Genomic DNA, 15956 nt, shown 5'->3' with positions numbered 1-15956 from the left:
CGTTTCATTCATGATCCTGAGAGAACCCTACCCATGACCTTGCCCATCGGCGCGCCGCGCGAATGGAACGGACAATTCGAGGAAGCGCTGTTTCTCGACGTGGCGCGACGCCATCGTCCCGGCTTCCCCGACAAACTGGCCACGCCGCCGCGCGAGCCGCGCAACGCGGACGAACGGGCCGCCGTCGCCGACTACTACACGAAGATGGCGTCGCACGACCTGTTCATCGTGCAGGTCGTCGCGAAGGCGATCGACACGCTGTTCCGCGACGATCCGCATTTCCAGCTGATCCTGTCGCGCCAGCTCGGCGACGACGGCGCGCACGCGGTGATCGGACGAGAGCGCGTGACCGAACTGACCGGGCGCGATCCGCTGCCGGAAGTCGACCGGCTCGTCGCCGCGCACTGGGCGCGCATCGGCGACATCGCGGTGCGCGACGTCGCGGGTTTTCTCGCGTTCGAATGGCATTACGAGCTGCACATCCTCGCGAAGCTGTGGATCCAGCGCAAGACCGGCCGCATCGGCGACGGCGCGATGCGCGAACACGGCGAGAACCGGATCCGGCCGGACGAGGAGTGGCATCGCGTGCAGATCGTCCAGTGGTGGTTCGAGCGGCTCGCGACGCTGCCGGCCGCGGAGCGCGATGCGCTGATCGATCGTGTGATCGCGGCCGACGAGGAAACTCAGGCGCGGCTCGACGGTTATCTGCACGACGAGTACGCGCACACCGCGCACGTGTTCGGCGCGGACATCGCCGAATATCGCGCGATCTATGACGACTGGCGGCGCGAGATCCTGTCGCGGCTGACCGGCCGCAAGCTCGGCGCACTGGTGCCGCTGTCGGGCGAAGCGGTTGTGCGGGAAGCCGCACCGCAGGAAGCCGTCGCATGAACGATCCGAGCGGCCCGGCGACCTTCGCGCCGGATACCGATGTGCCCGCCTTCGACCGCGACGCGCTGGCGAGCGCGATCGATGCGCTGCGCGCGACTGCCGCCGCACGCGACCGCACGGGCGGTCACGCGGCGCAGGAAAAGCAGTGGCTCGCCGATGCAGGCCTGCTGACGCTCGCGGTGCCGCGTGCGTTCGGCGGGCAGGAAGCCGCGTGGCCCGCGATCTACGACGCGATCCGGCAGATCGCGCGCGTCGACAGCGCGCTCGCGCATCTCGTCGGGTTCCAGTGCCTGCAGGTGGTCAGCGTCGACGTGTGGGGCAGCGCCGCGCAGCGCGAACGCTATCTGCGCGGCACGGTCGAGCAGCGCTGGTGGTGGGGCAATGCGGTCAATCCGCTCGACACGCGGCTCGTGGCCGCCGCGACGCCGGACGGCGGCTACCGGCTCGACGGCGTGAAGGGCTTCTGTTCGGGCACGCGCGGCTCGCAGCGGATGACGGTGTCCGCGCACGATCCGGAAACCGGCCGCACCGTGTTCGGCGTGGTACCGACCGACCGCGAGGGCATCACGGTCAACGACGACTGGGATCCGATCGGCCAGCGCCAGACCGACAGCGGCAGCGTGCGCTTCGACGGCGTGACGCTCGCGCCGGACGAGGTGCTGCACCGTTCCGAGTCGCCGCCGTCACCGCGCGCGACGCTGCGCACGCTCGTGTCGCAGCTCGTGCTGACGAACCTGTTCGTCGGGCTCGCGGAAGGCGCGCTGGCCGACGCGCGCGACTACGTGCTGAAGCATGGCCGCCCGTGGATTCACTCGGACGTCGCGCAGGCTGCCGACGATCCGTACACGCTGCAGCGCTTCGGCGACATGCGCGTGCGGGCGCTGGCTGCGGCGGCGCTCGCCGATCGTGCGGCCGACGCGCTGCAGCGCGCGTGGGTGCGGCGCGATGCGCTGACGACGGACGAGCGCGCCGAGGCGGCGCTGGCGGTATCGGACGCGAAGATCGTCGCGCAGCGCGCGGCGCTCGAGAACGGCGAGGCGCTGTTCGACGCATGCGGTGCACGCGCGACGGCCGCGTCGCTCGGCCTCGACCGCTTCTGGCGGAACGCGCGCACGCATACGCTGCACGATCCGCTCGACTACCGGCTGCGCGACGTGGGCCGGTTCGCGCTGACGGGGGAATTGCCGCAGGCGTCGCTTTATACGTAAGCAGGCGCGCGCCGGGTCATTGATCGCCGGGAGGCGCGCCTTCCGGCGGCACCGGTGCGGGCGCGGGCTGGCCGGCCAGCGGCGAACTACCTTCCGTTCCCGCGCGCCGGTACGACACCAGTTCGTTCGTATAGCGCGCGGTCCGCACGCCGTTCGTGTCGTAGTACTCCTCGACCGACTTCACCCAGCGTCCGACCGCCGGTACGTACCAGAACGCCTTGTAGGTCTTGCCGGTCTGTTCCGCGGTGCCGTTGTTGTGGCTTTGCATCAGGATCGTCGAACCGTTCGCGTTGCGGGACACGCCGGACGTGATCGACTGCCCCGGCGCGCCCTGTGCCTTCCATGTGCCTTCGGCCTCGATCTTGATCGCATCGAACTTGCCGCCCTGCACCGTGATCGTGTCGGAGCCGACGACCTTGTAGTGCGTGTCGTACGCTTCCGACGCATGCTGCGGATTCGGGTGCGACTCGGTGTAAGCGAGCGCCCAGGTCTTGCCGATCGTCAGCGGAAACGCGAACGGGCGGTTCACCACGGTTTCCGTGCCGTTGACGCTGCGCGCACGGCTCCAGTCCGCATCGACGATCAATTCACGGGGCGCCTGCGTCGCGCCGCTCTGCCGGGTTTCGATGTAGATGTGTCCGGGTGTCGTGCGCTGCACGGAAATCTCGTCGCGCGTCTGGCGCCAGCCGTTCGGGCCGATTTCGACGGTGTTGATGTAGGTCCAGGTATCGCCGGGCTTCAGCGCCGGGGCCGCGATCGATTGGGCGAGCGCGACGCCGGGCAGCGCGACACAGAGTGACAACGCGGCAAGTGATTTCTTTTTCATGGTGGTTGTGGGTGGCCAACGGTCTCGCCGGCCAGCTTATCAAGCACAGCTTTCAACTGGCATGACATGTGCGGTGCCGCTGCCGCCGCATTCCGCCGAACCGGTGCATGGGTGACGGCGTGAAGCGCTGCCGCACGACCACGCGTGCTGGACGCTGAAAATGATATGTTATATCGTTGCGATACAATATATCATTCGATCCTCAACGTCCTTTACCGGAATCGCCCGATGAGCACCGCACTCCATCCGTCCACGCGGCTTCCCGTGACCGTCCTGTCCGGCTTCCTCGGCGCCGGCAAGACGACGCTGCTCAACCACATCCTCAACAATCGCGAGGGCCGGCGCGTCGCGGTCATCGTCAACGACATGTCCGAGGTCAATATCGATGCCGCGCTCGTCCGCGACGGCGGCGCGGGGCTGTCGCGCACCGACGAGAAGCTGGTCGAGATGAGCAACGGCTGCATCTGCTGCACGCTGCGTGAGGATCTGCTGATCGAGGTCGACCGGCTCGCGCGCGAAGGGCGGTTCGACCAGCTCGTGATCGAATCGACCGGCATCTCGGAGCCGCTGCCGGTGGCCGAGACGTTCACGTTCGAAGGCGAGGACGGCCGCAGTCTCGGCGAAGTCGCGCGGCTCGACACGATGGTGACGGTGGTCGACGCGTTCAACTTCCTGCGCGACTACGCGTCGCGCGACAGCCTGCAGTCGCGCGGCGAATCGATGGGCGACGAGGATGCGCGCACGGTCGTCGATCTGCTGATCGAGCAGATCGAGTTCTGCGACGTGATCGTGATCAACAAGATCGACCTGATCGACGGCGGCGCGCGCGAGCGGCTGGTCGCGCTGCTGCGCGGGCTGAACCCGCGTGCGCGGATCGAGATCGCCGAATTCGGCAAGGTGCCGCTCGAACGCGTGCTCGACACGGGATTGTTCGACTTCGACGCGGCCTCGCGTGCGCCGGGCTGGCTGCAGGAGATGCGCGGCACGCACACGCCGGAGACCGACGAATACGGAATCCGCAGCTTCGTCTACCGCGCGCGGCGACCGTTCCATCCGCGGCGCTTCTTCGATCTCGTCGAAAGCGAATGGCCGGGCGTCGTCCGCTCGAAGGGGTTCTTCTGGCTGGCCACCCATCCGACCGTCGCCGGTTCGTGGTCGCAGGCCGGCGCGGTCGCGCGGCACGGGCCGGCCGGCCACTGGTGGGCGGCCGTGCCGCCCGAGCGCTGGCCGCAGGACCCGGAAGCCGTCGCGCAGATCCGCGCGCGCTGGGACGAGCGCGTCGGCGACGCGCGCCAGGAACTCGTGCTGATCGGCATGGACATGGACGAGGCCGCGCTGCGCGCGCGTTTCGACGCGTGCCTGCTGACTGATACCGAGATGGCCACCGGCCCCGAACACTGGACCACGTGGGACAACCCGTTTCACGACTGGCCCTGACCTGAACGCGCTTCCTGCATCGATCCGGATGGAGAAGGCGCTCCACCGGATCTCGAGCATGAATGCAGCCCTTCCCGATATTTCCCTGACCGATGCCGCGCCGGGCCGCCGCTCGCTCGAGTGGGTCGGCATGCAGGGCATCGACCTGCCCGTTGCCGTCGCCGAGCCCGGCTGCCGGCGCGACGTGCATGCGCGCGCCGACGTGCAGGTCGATTTGCCCGCGCCGCATGTGAAGGGCATCCACATGTCGCGGCTGTACGGGCTGCTCGACGCGCTCGGCGACGGCGCGGCGCTGTCGCCCGACGGTTTGCGGCGCATGCTGAGCGCGATGGTCGACAGCCATCGCGACTGCGCGTCGCGCAGCGCACGGGTGCGACTGCGTTTCGACCTGCTGGCGCGCCGCGCGGCGCTCGTCACCGAAGGGCTGGCTGGGTGGAAGTCCTATCCGGTTCGGGTCGACGCGGTGCTCACCGGCGACGCGTTCGACCTGCGCGCGCAGGTGACGGTTGCTTATTCGTCGACGTGCCCGTGTTCGGCCGCGCTGTCGCGGCACTGGGTCGAGCAGGCGTTCCTGGCGGCGTTCGGCCGCGAGGATCGCGTGGCGCCGGCCGCGGTCGCCGCGTGGTTGCAGCGGCATGCGACGGCGGCCACGCCGCACAGCCAGCGCAGCGAAGCCGTCGTGAGCGTGGGGCTGCCCGTCGACGCCGCGACACTCGAGCTGATCGACCTGATCGATCGTATCGAGCACGCGCTCGGCACGCCGGTGCAGACGGCCGTCAAGCGTGCGGACGAGCAGGCGTTCGCGGTGCTGAACGGCGGGAACCTGATGTTCGTCGAGGATGCCGCGCGCCGCGTTCAGGCCGCGCTGGACGACCGCCATGCGAACCCGCGCGTTCGCGTACGCCATCTGGAAAGCCTGCATCCGCACGATGCGGTGGCCTGGGCCGCACCGGTTCGCGAAGGCGTCGACGCATGCTGATCCGCAAGCTGTTCCGCTTCGAGAATGCACACGTCGTGCGCGGCTGCAGCACGCGGCGCTGCTCGCATTCGATCCACGGCCATTCGTACCGCGTCGAGCTGGTGCTCGAAGCGCATGCACTGGACCACGGGCAGATGATCTACGACTTCGGGCTGCTCAAGGGCGACGTGCGCGACCTGATCGACGCGTTCGACCATGCGGTGACGCTCTGGTCCGGCGACGATCCGGGTTATCTCGACAGCATGCGCCGCCACTCGGAGCGCTGGGTGCTGCTGCCCGTTTCGCCGAGCGCCGAGCAGTTCTCGCGTGTGTTGTTTCGTCTCGTCGATGCGGTGCTGTCTCGCACCGGCATGTCGAACGGCGAGGCCGACGTGCGGCTGCATTCGGTCGTCGTGCACGAGACCGAGACCGGTTACGCGCAGTGTTTTCGCGACGATGCGTTCAATCCGCGCATGGGCTGCATCGACCTGGATGACATCGTGTTCGCGCCGGCCGTCGCCGCTCAGTGGCGCGATCCGGGCCTGTTCGAGCGGCTCAAGCGCAACCCTCTCCTTTCTCAGCAGGAATCCTCATGATCAGAAAGAACCCGCGCGGCGACTTGCCGCAGATTCACCCGAGCGCGTTCGTCGATCCGACCGCCATCCTGTGCGGGCTCGTGATCGTCGAGGAGAACGTGTTCATCGGCCCGTACGCGGTGATCCGCGCCGACGAAACGGACGCGGACGGCCGGATTGCCCCCATCGTGATCGGCGCGCATTCGAACATCCAGGACGGCGTGGTGATTCATTCGAAGTCGGGCGCGAGCGTCACCATCGGCCGGCACACGTCGATCGCACATCGCGCGATCGTCCACGGGCCGTGCCAGGTCGGCGACGGCGTGTTCGTCGGGTTCAACAGCGTGCTGTTCAACTGCACCATCGACGACGGCTGCGTGGTGCGCTACAACGCGGTCGTCGACGGCTGCCACCTGCCGCCGGGTTTCTACGTGCGCTCGACCGAACGCATCGGGCCGGAAACCGATCTTGCCGCGTTGCCGCAGGTGACGGCCGACGCGAGCGACTTCTCCGAGGACGTCGCGCGCACGAACAATGCGCTGGTGCTGGGCTACAAGCACATCCAGAACGAGTTCTGAATCATGGGCGAACCCATCCGACCTGAACGGAGCGACGGGCCGAAGCGCCGCCACGTCGACCTGCTCGTGCACGGCGGCACGGTGATGACGCCCAACGGCGCCGAGCGGATCGACGTCGCGTGCGCGGATGGCCGTGTCGTCGCGTTGGGCGCGTTGCACGGCACCTGGAGCGCCGATGTCTTGCTCGACGCCGGCGGGCTGCATGTGCTGCCGGGCGTCGTCGACAGTCAGGTGCATTTCCGCGAACCGGGCCTGACGCACAAGGAAACCATCGAGGCCGGTACGCGCGGCGCGGTGCTCGGCGGCGTCACGACGATCTTCGAGATGCCCAATACGCATCCGCTGACGCTGGGCGCGCAGGATCTGCAGGCGAAGCTGGATCTCGCGCGCGGCCGGGCATGGTGCGATTACGCGTTCTACATCGGCGGCTCGGCCGCGAACGCCGAGCGGTTGCCGGTGCTTGAACGGCTGCCGGGCTGCGCGGGCGTGAAGGTCTTCATGGGCAGTTCGTTCGGCGATCTGCTGGCCGACGACGAAACCGTGTTGCGCCGGATCCTGCGCAACGGGCGGCGACGCATGGCCGTGCATGCGGAGGACGAGGCGCGGCTGCGCGAACGCAGGGCGCTCGTGGAAGCGAGCGGCGACGTGCGCGACCATCCGCACTGGCGCGACGTGCAAAGCGCGCTGGCCGCGACGCGGCGCATCGTCGGGCTGGCCGCCGAGACGGGCCGCCGGCTGCATGTGCTGCATGTGCTGCATGTGTCCACCGCGGACGAAATGGCGTGGCTCGCGCGGCACCGGCGGCGCGTGACGGTCGAAGTCACGCCGCATCACCTGAGCCTGCACGCGCCCGACTGCTACGAGCGGCTCGGCACGTTCGCGCAGATGAATCCGCCGGTGCGCGAGCGGCATCATCGGGATGCACTGTGGCAGGCCGTCCGCGACGGCGTGGTCGACGTGATCGGCAGCGATCACGCGCCGCATACGCGTGACGAAAAGCGCCGGCCCTATCCGCAGTCGCCGAGCGGCATGACCGGCGTGCAGACGCTGCTGCCGCTGATGCTCGATCACGTGCAGGCGGGCCGCCTGAGCCTCGAACGGCTGGTCGACCTGACCAGCGCCGGGCCGGCGCGCATCTTCGGCATCGAAGGGAAAGGGCGCATCGCGATCGGCTACGACGCCGACTTCAGCATCGTCGACCTGCACGCGCGCCGGATCATCCGCGACGAATGGATCGCCAGCGTGAGCGGCTGGACACCTTACGACGGCTGCGCGGTCACCGGCTGGCCCGTGCACACGGTCGTGCGCGGACAGGTCGCCGTGCGCGACGGCGCGTTGAGCGGACAGCCGGCCGGGCAGCCAGTCACGTTTCTGGATGCCTAGATCGGCAGGCGCACCGTCTGTTTGATGCGCTTCAGCGGAATCTCGGTTTCGACGTTGCGTACGCCTTCGATCTGCGTGAGCGTTTCCATCTGGAAGCGCTGATAGTCGTCGAGATCCCGCGCGATGACGCGCAGCAGGTAATCGTAGCTACCGGCCATCAGGTGGCATTCGAGGACTTCGGGCGCCTGCTCCATTTCGCGTGCGAAGCGCTCGACCGTCTTCTTGTCCTGGCGCTCCAGCGTGACGCGCACGAACGCCGTGAACCTCAGGTCGACGGCGGCGGGGTTCAGCAGCGCGACATAGGCGTCGATCACGCCCTGCTCTTCGAGCAGGTGCACGCGGCGCAGGCAGGGCGTGGCCGAGAGCCCGGCCTGTTGCGCGAGTTCGGCGTTCGTCTGGTTCGAGTTCTGTTGCAACGCACGCAGAATGCGCCGGTCGATCGCGTCCAGTTTGGTTGGCATTTTTCACTACCATCGATGCGGATGCTAGAGAATAGCGCTAAATTCGGTATTTCAAATAGCCAAATACGCATCCAATCTCCACTGCAACGCGCCGATAATCTGACGACCGGCCGGCCTGTGCGACACGCGCGATTCCCGTTCCGGCCATCCCCTTCAGGAGATCTCCGATGCTGCACGTATCCTGGCTGCCGTTCATCGCCACGTCCCTTTTGATCATCGTCACGCCGGGCCAGGACATGGTGCTCGTGATGTCGCGCACGCTGTCCGGCGGCACGCGCGCGGGCCTCGTGACCGCGGCGGGCGTCAGCGTCGGGCTGCTCGTGCACACGATGCTCGCGACGCTCGGGCTGGGTGCGCTTCTTCAGGCATCCGAATGGTTGTTCACCGCACTGAAGGTGGTCGGCGCGCTGTACCTGCTGTATCTCGGCATCACGCTGCTGCGTTCGTCGGGCGAGCTGACGCTCGCAAGCAGCCGCGGCGCGCCGGCATCGCGGCTGCGCACGTTCGCGCAAGGTGCGCTGTCCAACATGTCGAATCCGAAGGTCGCGCTCTTCTATCTGGCGTTCCTGCCGCAGTTCGTCCCCGCGGGCGCCGCGCATCCGATGCTGTCGCTGTTCGTGCTGGGCGCGACATTCGCCGGCCTGACGTTTCTCGTCAAGGGGCCGGTCGCGCTGTTCGCCGGCTTGCTGTCGGCATCGATCCGCCGCAACCCGCGCATCCTGACCCGCATGCACCGCGTTAGCGGTGTGGTGCTGCTGGCGCTGGGCGTCAAGCTGGCGTTCGAGCGCCGTTGATGGCGGCCGTTAAGCCGGCAACGCGTCCGCCAGCGCCCGCATCGCGCCCACCGTCTCCGGATTCGCCGGAAAGAACGCCTCGATCGCGAGTTCCGACAGCGTCACGTCGACCGGCGTGCCGAACACCGTCGTCGTGCTGAAGAACGTCAGCTCGCCGGCCGCGGTGCGCAGCCGCAGCGGCACGGCGATATCCGCGAAGTCCGCGCGCGCCTGCGTGTCGTCGGGCTGGCCGGCCGGCGCTGGATACGCGGCAAGCTCGTCGCGCAGCGCGTGCAGCGTGCGGTCGCCGCTCGCATCGATCTGCCGTTGCAGCCGATGCAGGATGTGCGCGCGCCATTCATGCCAGTTGACGATTTGCGACGCGAGGCCGTCCGGGTGCAGGCTCAGGCGCAGCACGTTGACGGGCGGCTGCAGCAGCGACGGATCGGCCTGCGCGACCAGCGCGCCGAGCATCCGGTTCGCGGCGAGCAGCGTCCAGTGACGGTCCACGGCGAGCGCCGGGTAGGGCTCGTGGCCGCGCAGCACGGCTTCGACCGCATTGCGCGCCGCATCCAGTTGCGGATCCGAGAACGGCCGCTCGCGAAACATCGGCGCGAAGCCGGCCGCGACGAGCAGCGCATTGCGTTCGCGCAGCGGCACGTCGAGACGCTCCGCGAGATGCAGCACCATGTCGCGGCTCGGTTGCGCACGACCCGATTCGACGAAGCTCAGGTGGCGCGCGGACACTTCCGCGTCGAGCGCGAGCGCCATCTGGCTCAGGCGCCGGCGTTGCCGCCACGTGCGCAGCAGCGGGCCGATGCCGGATGCGCGGCTGGCGGACGGGGACGGCGAATGGAGGGCGGCGGTCGGGTTCATGACCCAGATGATAGGCAATCCCGCGCGCGTTGGGCATTACCTGCGAAGTAAGCATCGCGCCGTTCCCCGGGCGCGTCGCGGCGCTGCGTTACCATAGCCCCCGTGCCAACTGAGAGACGACGCCGAACCCGCGATTGAAAACGCATGGGCCGACGCCGTGCATATTTACGACAAGGCATTTCAGGGGAATCCAACAATGAAAAAACATGCCGTCCGGCTCGCCTGCGTGGCGATGCTCGCACTCGCCGCGACCACCGGCCACGCGCAGACCGAAGCTGCGCAGGTGGAAATGAGGGCCGCCGCCGCGGCTGCCAACGGGGCCGTCGTGAACGGCCCGACCGATATCGACGTGAAACACGAAGCCGTGCTGAAGCTGAAGGCCGGCGAGTCGTTCGTGCCGGCCGCCGAAGCCGGCCGCTACCTGCGTTCGATGGGCAACTCGGTCGACGAATCGAAGCTGGTCGGCCTCGTGCTGCCCGACGATCCCGATGCCGACTGGATCTCGGTCGTGTCGTTCGAGCCGAGCGGCTATATCCGTGACGACGACGCGAAGGACTGGAAGCCCGACGAGTTGCTGAAGAACCTGCAGGCCGGCACCGAGGAAGACAACCCGGGGCGCAAGGAGCGCGGCCTGCCCGAGACCGAGGTGGTCGGCTGGGCGAAGGCGCCCGCGTACGACGCGGCCACGCACCGGCTCGTGTGGTCCGCGATCATCCGCGACAAGGGCGCGCCCGCGAACGCCGGGAACGACGGCGTGAACTACCGGACGCTCGTGCTCGGCCGCGACGGTTACCTGTCGCTGACGATGGCGTCGACGCTGGCCGACCTGCCGAAGTACAAGGCGTCGGCCGACGACCTGCTGTCGAACATCAGCTTCAATGACGGCAAGCGCTACGCCGATTTCAACAAGTCGACCGACCACGTCGCCGAGTACGGCCTCGCGGCGCTGATCGTCGGCGTCGGCGCGAAGAAGCTCGGGCTGCTCGCGCTGATCGGCGCGTTCGCGGTGAAGTTCTTCAAGATCGGCGCGGTGGCGCTGCTGGCCGGCGGCGCGGCGCTGAAGCGCTTCTTCGGGCGCAAGCCGAAGGCGGTCGCGGTGCCGGTCGTCGCCGACGCGTCCGACGTCACTGGCACGGAGCGCAAGGAATGACGAAGCTGTTGCTGCTGATCTTCGGCGGCCTCAAGCTCGGCAAGGTGCTCGTGTCGGCGGGCACCATGCTGGCGTCGATCGCGGTCTACGCGCTGTTCTATGGCTGGCGGTTCGCGGCCGGTTTTGTCGTGCTGCTGCTGGTGCACGAAGCCGGCCACTACCTGGCCGCGCAGCGGCGCGGGCTCGACGTCGGGCTGCCGACGTTCATCCCGTTCGTCGGCGCGTGGATCCAGCTGAAGGAGATGCCGCACGACGCGGAAACCGAGGCGTATGTCGGGCTCGCCGGGCCGTTCGTCGGCACGCTCGGCGCGCTGGCCTGCTACGCGGCCGCGCGCCACTACGACAGCAACCTGCTGCTCGCGCTGTCTTACACGGGCTTCTTCCTCAATCTGTTCAACATGATTCCGCTGTCGCCGTTCGACGGCGGGCGGATCACCGCGGTGCTGTCGCCGCGCATCTGGTTCGCGGGCGTGCCCGTGCTGATCGCGCTGTTCGTGTATCGCCCGAGCCCGCTGCTGATCGTGATGGCGATCCTCGCGCTGCCGCAGTTGAAGCGCGCGTGGCGCTACGATCCCGACGCGCCGGAGAACCGCGTGTACTACGCGACGTCGGTCGAAACGAAGACGACCTATGCGCTCTGCTACGTCGGCCTGCTCGCGTTCCTCGCGCTGATGACGTCCGGCGTGCACGACATGCTGCGCGTCGCGCATTCCTCGATCTGACGCAAAAACGGCGGCCGCTGTTACGCGGCCGCCGTCGTATTCCTGCCTGTTTCGCCGACGCTCAGGCGTCGCGATGTCGCAGCTCGACGCGCTTGATGTCCTTCACGATCACGAGATAGCTGAACACGGTGACGAGCGCGTTCAGCCCGACGAACACAAGCGCGCCGTTGAACGAGCCGCTCGCGCCGACGAGGTAGCCGATTGCGATCGGCGCGACGATGCCGGCCGTGTTGCCGAACATGTTGAACAGGCTGCCCGACAGTCCGATCGCTTCCTTCGGCGCGGTGTCCGCGACCACGGCCCAGCCGAGCGACCCGATGCCCTTGCCGAAGAACGACACGGCCATCAGCACGATCACGAGCGCTTCGCTGTCGACGTAATTGCAGCCGATGATGACCATCGACAACGCCATCCCGCCGACGATCGGAATCTTGCGCGCGAGCGTCAGCGACACGCCGCGGCGGATCAGCCCGTCCGACAGCATCCCGCCCAGCACGCCGCCGAGGAACCCGCAGATCGCGGGCAGCGACGTCATGAAGCCGGCCTTCAGCAGCGACATTCCGCGCGCCTGCACGAGATAGATCGGGAACCACGTGAGGAAGAAATACGTGAGCACGTTCACGCAGTACTGGCCGAGATACACGCCGATCAGCATCCGGTTCGACAGCAGCTGGCGCACGTAGTACCAGCCGGCGACCCGGCTGCTTTCGGACGCTGCGCCGGCGCCGCGCGCGCCGGCCGGTCTGCCCGTCGAACGCACGAGGCCGCCGCCTTGCTCGATATGGTCGAGTTCCGCGCGGTTCACGGCCGGATGGTCGGCCGGATCCTTCATCACGCGCAGCCACAGGAACGCAAGCGCGATGCCCGCGAGGCCGAGCCACAGGTACACCTGGTGCCAGCCGTACGCATGCGTGAGCCACGCCATCAGCGGCGAGAACACCACGGCCGCGAAATACTGCGCGGCGTTGAAGATCGCCGACGCCGTGCCGCGCTCGGCGGTCGGGAACCAGCTCGCGACGACTTTCGCATTGGCCGGGAACGCGGGTGCCTCGGCGATGCCGACCGCGAAGCGCATCGCGAACAGCGCGGCGACCGCGAACGCGGCGCTGCCGCCGAGGCCGATCGTGCTCTGCAGCAACGTGAACGCCGACCACAGGAAGATGCTCGCCGCATACACGCGCCGCGCGCCGAAGCGGTCGAGCAGCCAGCCGCTCGGCAGTTGCGCGAGCACATAGGCCCAGCTGAACGCCGAGAAGATGTAGCCCATCGTCACCGGATCGATGCCGAACGCTTTGCGGATCGGCGTGCCCGTGATCGACAGCGTCGCGCGATCCGCATAGTTCAGCGTCGTGACGACGAACAGCATCGCCAGGATCCAGTAGCGCACGGCGGTCCGGCGCGCGGTGCGCGCGAGATCGATCGGTAGATCGCGAGGGGTGGTCTGATTAGGCACTTTAATGTACGTCGTCGTATGACATGGGCCGAAGTTTATGGGCAATGCCCGGATGCAGAAACCTCGGGTTTTCCCTTTGGATGGTGACAAGAATCGGTATCAATTCCGTGATAAGGTCCGGTAAACAAGGATGTCCGGCACGCGGCCGGATGTCCGGCAGGTAGTACGACTCGTGAAATGATGTCGGCAGACATCGTATCTGTTGGGCTACAATGAACAACCCATTCCCGAATCACGGAGCACACCCCATGCAACTGACAGGAGAGATGCTGATCGGCGCCGACGCGGTGGCCGGCTCGGCCGGATCCTTGCGCGCGTTCGACCCGACGAAGGGCGCGCCGATCGATGCGCCGGCGTTCGGCGTCGCGACGCAGGCCGACGTCGAACGCGCGTGCGAACTCGCACGCGATGCGTTCGATGCGTACCGCGCGCAGCCGCTCGCGGCCCGCGCGGCGTTTCTCGACGCGATCGCGGACGAGATCGTCGCGCTCGGCGACGCGCTGATCGAGCGTGCGCATGCCGAAACGGGCCTGCCCGTCGCGCGGCTGCAGGGCGAGCGTGGCCGTACCGTCGGCCAGCTCCGGCTGTTCGCGCGCGTCGTGCGCGACGGGCGTTTCCTCGCCGCGTCGATTGACCCCGCGCAGCCCGCGCGCCCGCCGCTGCCGCGCGCGGACCTGCGGCTGCAGAAGGTCGGGCTCGGGCCCGTCGTCGTGTTCGGCGCAAGCAATTTCCCGCTCGCGTTCTCGGTGGCCGGCGGCGATACCGCGTCGGCGCTCGCGGCCGGCTGCCCGGTGATCGTGAAGGCGCACGAGGCGCACCTCGGCACGTCCGAGCTGGTCGGCCGCGCGATCCGCGCCGCCGCGGCGAAATGCGGGATGCCGGCTGGCGTGTTCTCGCTGCTGGTCGGCCCCGGCCGTGTGATCGGCGCGGCGCTGGTCAGCCATCCGGCGGTCCAGGCCGTCGGCTTCACCGGTTCGCGGCAGGGCGGCATGGCGCTCGTGCAACTCGCGAACGCGCGCCCGCAGCCGATTCCCGTCTACGCGGAAATGAGCAGCATCAACCCGGTCGTGCTGTTCCCGGCCGCACTCGCCGCGCGCGGCGACGCGATCGCGACGGGCTTCGTCGATTCGCTGACGCTCGGCGTCGGCCAGTTCTGTACGAACCCCGGCCTCGTGCTCGCGATCGACGGCCCCGATCTCGACCGCTTCGAAGCCGTCGCCGCACAGGCGCTCGCGAAGAAGCCGGCCGGCGTGATGCTCACGCGCGGCATCGCCGATGCGTACCGCAACGGCCGCGGCAAGCTGGCCGAACTGCCGGGCGTGCGCGAAATCGGCGCGGGCGAGGCCGCGCAGACCGAATGCCAGGCGGGCGGCGCGCTGTACGAAGTCGGCGCGCAGGCGTTCCTGGCCGAGCCGGCGTTCAGCCACGAGGTGTTCGGGCCGGCGTCGCTGATCGTGCGCTGCCGCGATCTCGACGAAGTCGCGCGCGTGCTCGACGCGCTCGAAGGCCAGCTGACGGCCACGCTGCAGATGGATGCCGACGACAAGCCGCTCGCGCGCCGGCTGCTGCCGATCCTCGAACGCAAGGCCGGGCGCCTGCTCGTCAACGGTTACCCGACCGGCGTCGAGGTCTGCGACGCGATGGTGCACGGCGGCCCGTTCCCGGCGACGTCGAACCCGGCCGTCACGTCGGTCGGCGCGACGGCGATCGACCGTTTCCTGCGGCCCGTGTGCTACCAGGATTTCCCGGACGACCTGCTGCCCGAAGGGCTGCAGGAAAGTAATCCGCTCGCGATTCCGAGGTTGCGCGACGGGAAGGGCGAGTAACGGGCAGCGGCCCGGCGGCGAACGCCGGGCCGCTCGTCGAGTATGCGAAAGCGGAGACGGCCGGCTGGCCGCCTCCGCTTTTTTCATGGTGCCTTCCACGTCCCCCGAATTTCTCCTACAGTAGCGAAGCTCCGGACCACGCGGTCCGCGGGCGAACCTGAGAGATCGACAAAAGACAACGAGGGAACCCTCCAATGAACATCAACAAGCGTGGCGATCACCTGTTCGCGGCCGGATTGTGGAAAGCGATCGGCGACGTCGCGAAATCCGTCCGCACCCAGATCGGCGAATACAGCGAAGGGCGCGTGCTCGCGAATGCATTGCTGGAGTTTCAGCACGACCTGGGCGGCAGCGAATTCGACGTGACGATCAACCAGGGGCGGCTCGTCACGGGCGCCGATGCGCATTCGCTCATGTTTGGGCAGGCCGTCCGACGTTTCCGGCAGGACATGGAGGCGCTGGTGTTCGCGCTCCAGTACCGGCGCAGCATCGACGAACGCGACCCGAGCCTGCGCACCGAAGCGCTGATGCAGGCGAACAGCCAGCTCGCGACCGCGAAGCAGTCGGCGACGATCACGGTCGGCCGGTTCTTCGATGCGGTCGTCGACCGCGACGTGCTCGGGCAGATCCTCGACGGCGAATCGAATACGCGCGTCCGTACGGGTGCGCAGGGCCAGATCGAGGCGACGCGGGTCAAGCTGGGGAACGTGCGCTACCGGATCGTCGGGATCATCGCGCAGATGTGACGGCGACGGCATGCCTCGCGGCGGATGCGTGCGTCAGGGCGGAAAGGAAACATACGGTCGCGGCAGGCGGGAGCCGGCCGCGACGCAACACGG

The 15956-nt window shown here is 68.2% G+C and carries 16 protein-coding genes; 12 read left to right on the top strand and 4 right to left on the bottom strand.

All coding sequences use genetic code 11. From position 1 onward, the window contains the following. The first annotated feature begins 33 nt into the window (after nt 1-33). Nucleotides 34-891, top strand: coding sequence for a hypothetical protein (locus VL15_RS12550; RefSeq protein WP_048245852.1), 858 nt, complete (start codon nt 34-36; stop codon nt 889-891). After that, entirely contained in the window at nt 888-2099 is a 1212-nt protein-coding gene (locus VL15_RS12545; RefSeq protein ID WP_048245850.1) for an acyl-CoA dehydrogenase family protein, read from the top strand. The genes VL15_RS12550 and VL15_RS12545 overlap by 4 nt, the downstream gene beginning before the upstream one ends. A 16-nt stretch (nt 2100-2115) precedes the next feature. Here VL15_RS12545 and VL15_RS12540 read toward each other — a convergent pair whose 3' ends face one another. Continuing rightward, nucleotides 2116-2925, bottom strand: a complete 810-nt coding sequence (locus tag VL15_RS12540; protein WP_048245849.1) for a hypothetical protein — start codon at nt 2923-2925, stop codon at nt 2116-2118. A gap of 228 nt (nt 2926-3153) precedes the next feature. Between VL15_RS12540 and zigA the strand changes: the two genes are divergently transcribed. From zigA to VL15_RS12515, 5 genes are read left to right on the top strand one after another with little or no spacing between them, the layout of a single operon-like run. Further along, nucleotides 3154-4362: a zinc metallochaperone GTPase ZigA gene (gene zigA, locus VL15_RS12535; RefSeq protein WP_196319578.1), complete on the top strand. Its 1209-nt coding sequence runs from the start codon at nt 3154-3156 to the stop codon at nt 4360-4362. Between the two features lie 58 nt (nt 4363-4420). Further along, the gene (gene folE2 / locus VL15_RS12530; protein ID WP_048246210.1) at nt 4421-5341 is read left to right on the top strand and encodes a GTP cyclohydrolase FolE2; all 921 of its coding nucleotides are present in this window, start codon (nt 4421-4423) and stop codon (nt 5339-5341) included. Next, complete coding sequence (locus VL15_RS12525; RefSeq protein WP_048245845.1) at nt 5335-5916, top strand: 6-pyruvoyl trahydropterin synthase family protein; 582 nt, start codon at nt 5335-5337, stop codon at nt 5914-5916. Before folE2 ends, VL15_RS12525 begins: the two co-directional genes overlap by 7 nt. Further along, nucleotides 5913-6473, top strand: a complete 561-nt coding sequence (locus VL15_RS12520) for a carbonate dehydratase (RefSeq protein WP_048245843.1) — start codon at nt 5913-5915, stop codon at nt 6471-6473. Before VL15_RS12525 ends, VL15_RS12520 begins: the two co-directional genes overlap by 4 nt. A gap of 3 nt (nt 6474-6476) precedes the next feature. Further along, nucleotides 6477-7856: a dihydroorotase gene (locus VL15_RS12515; protein ID WP_048245842.1), complete on the top strand. Its 1380-nt coding sequence runs from the start codon at nt 6477-6479 to the stop codon at nt 7854-7856. On the opposite strand, the gene VL15_RS12510 is transcribed toward VL15_RS12515, so the two are convergent. After that, entirely contained in the window at nt 7853-8317 is a 465-nt protein-coding gene (locus VL15_RS12510) for an Lrp/AsnC family transcriptional regulator (RefSeq protein ID WP_048245841.1), read from the bottom strand. The two genes, VL15_RS12515 and VL15_RS12510, sit on opposite strands and share 4 nt — an antisense overlap. A 167-nt stretch (nt 8318-8484) precedes the next feature. Here VL15_RS12510 and VL15_RS12505 point away from each other — a divergent pair, with 167 nt between their 5' ends. Then, nucleotides 8485-9111 (top strand): LysE family translocator, encoded by a 627-nt coding sequence (locus VL15_RS12505; protein ID WP_048245840.1) that lies wholly within the window; start codon nt 8485-8487, stop codon nt 9109-9111. Between the two features lie 9 nt (nt 9112-9120). Here VL15_RS12505 and VL15_RS12500 read toward each other — a convergent pair whose 3' ends face one another. Further along, the gene (locus tag VL15_RS12500) at nt 9121-9966 is read right to left on the bottom strand and encodes a helix-turn-helix domain-containing protein (RefSeq protein WP_048245839.1); all 846 of its coding nucleotides are present in this window, start codon (nt 9964-9966) and stop codon (nt 9121-9123) included. 196 nt (nt 9967-10162) lie between these two features. On the opposite strand from VL15_RS12500, the gene VL15_RS12495 reads away from it, so the two are divergent. Both VL15_RS12495 and VL15_RS12490 read left to right on the top strand, forming a co-directional pair. Then, nucleotides 10163-11116 carry a DUF2167 domain-containing protein gene (locus VL15_RS12495; RefSeq protein WP_048245838.1) on the top strand — a complete coding sequence of 318 codons (954 nt, stop codon included), beginning with the start codon at nt 10163-10165 and terminating at the stop codon, nt 11114-11116. Beyond that, nucleotides 11113-11838 (top strand): site-2 protease family protein, encoded by a 726-nt coding sequence (locus tag VL15_RS12490; protein ID WP_048245837.1) that lies wholly within the window; start codon nt 11113-11115, stop codon nt 11836-11838. Before VL15_RS12495 ends, VL15_RS12490 begins: the two co-directional genes overlap by 4 nt. A 61-nt stretch (nt 11839-11899) precedes the next feature. Here VL15_RS12490 and VL15_RS12485 read toward each other — a convergent pair whose 3' ends face one another. Then, a complete protein-coding gene (locus VL15_RS12485; protein ID WP_048245836.1) occupies nt 11900-13291 on the bottom strand; it encodes an MFS transporter in 1392 nt (463 codons plus the stop codon). Between the two features lie 248 nt (nt 13292-13539). On the opposite strand from VL15_RS12485, the gene VL15_RS12480 reads away from it, so the two are divergent. Beyond that, complete coding sequence (locus VL15_RS12480) at nt 13540-15117, top strand: aldehyde dehydrogenase (NADP(+)) (RefSeq protein WP_048245835.1); 1578 nt, start codon at nt 13540-13542, stop codon at nt 15115-15117. 194 nt (nt 15118-15311) lie between these two features. Then, nucleotides 15312-15863 (top strand): hypothetical protein, encoded by a 552-nt coding sequence (locus tag VL15_RS12475; protein WP_048245834.1) that lies wholly within the window; start codon nt 15312-15314, stop codon nt 15861-15863. Nucleotides 15864-15956: the final 93 nt, after the last annotated feature.

The sequence above is a fragment of the Burkholderia cepacia genome (genome assembly GCF_001039005.1).
Classification (GTDB): Bacteria; Pseudomonadota; Gammaproteobacteria; order Burkholderiales; family Burkholderiaceae; genus Burkholderia; species Burkholderia theae.
This window is presented reverse-complemented; position numbering and strand designations above follow the sequence as displayed.